The sequence below is a fragment of the Methyloceanibacter marginalis genome (assembly GCF_001723295.1).
In the GTDB taxonomy this organism is placed as follows: Bacteria; Pseudomonadota; Alphaproteobacteria; order Rhizobiales; family Methyloligellaceae; genus Methyloceanibacter; species Methyloceanibacter marginalis.
This window is the reverse complement of the sequence record NZ_LPWD01000378.1, coordinates 1-1,440: the sequence shown is the minus strand read 5'-3', so window position 1 is coordinate 1,440 and position 1,440 is coordinate 1. Positions and strand designations below refer to the sequence as shown.

3 protein-coding genes are annotated in these 1,440 nt (G+C 61.4%); 1 reads left to right on the top strand and 2 read right to left on the bottom strand.

The genetic code is table 11. The annotated features are described in order from the left end of the window. The coding region (locus tag AUC71_RS13120) for a glutaredoxin family protein (RefSeq protein WP_083238363.1) at window positions 1–248 on the top strand (248 nt) is incomplete at its 5' end. A gap of 139 nt (window positions 249–387) precedes the next feature. Here the strand turns inward: AUC71_RS13120 and rpsD are convergent. Beyond that, window positions 388–1,002, bottom strand: coding sequence for a 30S ribosomal protein S4 (gene rpsD / locus AUC71_RS13115; protein WP_069624617.1), 615 nt, complete (start codon window positions 1,000–1,002; stop codon window positions 388–390). Between the two features lie 151 nt (window positions 1,003–1,153). Beyond that, window positions 1,154–1,440: hypothetical protein (locus AUC71_RS19700; protein ID WP_158007846.1), on the bottom strand; the 287-nt coding region annotated here is incomplete at its 5' end.

The following is a 1,440-nucleotide window of genomic DNA, read 5'->3' as shown; positions in this document are numbered from 1 at the left end:
CCATGCAGGTCGCGCAGATCCTCAATCATCTCGGCGTGGATTTCAAAGACATCAACGTGCTCGAAGACATGAGCGTGCGCGAAGGCGTGAAGGCCTATTCCAACTGGCCGACCGTGCCGCAGCTCTACGTCAAGGGCGAGTTCGTGGGCGGCTGCGATATCGTGCGCGAGATGTTCCAGGCGGGCGAGCTTCAGGACATGCTCAACACCAAGGGCGTCGCCAACAACGCGCAGACGCAAACGGCCTAGTCTCCGCCAGCACAGATCGCCGAAGAAAAAAATGCCCGACCAAAGCGCCGGGCATTTTCGATTCTACACTGGGCAGAAAAGCAAATGGCCGGGACGGGCCCGGCCATGATGCAAATCTTGTGAAGGGATCGTACGCGGATTAGCGCGAGTAGAACTCGATGACGAGGTTCGGCTCCATCATCACCGGATACGGCACGTCGGACAGGGTCGGGACGCGCGCGAATTTTGCCACCATCTTGCCGTGGTCCACCTCGACATAATCGGGCACGTCGCGCTCGCCGCTCTGTGCGGCCTCGAGCACCATGCCCATGTCCTTGGACTTGTCCCGCACCTCGACCACGTCGCCTTCCTTGACCCGATAGCTCGGGATCGTGACGCGGCGGCCGTTCACCTTGACGTGCCCGTGGGAGATGAACTGCCGGGCGGCGAATACGGTCGGCACGAACTTGGCGCGGTAGACGACCGCGTCGAGGCGCCGCTCGAGCAGGCCGATCAGGCGCTCGGAGGTGTCGCCCTTCAGGAGAGGCTCGTGGTAGATGGACTTGAACTGCTTCTCGGTGATGTTGCCGTAATAGCCTTTGAGCTTCTGTTTGGCGCGGAGCTGCTGGCCGTAGTCGGACAGCTTGCCGCGGCGGCGCTGGCCATGCTCGCCAGGTCCGTACTCGCGCTTGTTCTGGGGGCTCTTAGGCCGGCCCCAAATATTCTCGCCGAGCCGCCGGTCGATCTTGTGCTTGGCGTGAATTCGTTTCGTCATTCGTCAAAACTCCAAAGCCAAATCAAGCTTTTCGCGGGCGGTCTAAAATCCCGCGTCTGCCGCAAAAACCCATGAATGCTGGTTGATTAGGGGCCGCCGGAGCCGCCCGGCGATCCTCAAAGCCCAAACCGAACGGGCTTTGCCCGTTCTGTTACACGGAATGCTTGGAAACTGTCAATTCCGGGTTCGCCTGACCCGCCAGGATCGTCAATTGGCCTGTGCCGCCTGCACATAGGCCTGGATGGCGTTTTGGACCTTCTGCTTCTGCTCGGGCGGGCATTTGGGCCGGAGGCGCCTCCACTTCTTGCGTCTCTCCGGCCTCTTCGCCCTTTGAGATCGTCGTGGTGCCGTCGCCCGCGTCGCCAGCCGCCGGAGCCTCCTCGCTGGTCTCGGTGATCTTGGCGTTGCCGGTGAAATAGGACACGGCGAAGAGATGGA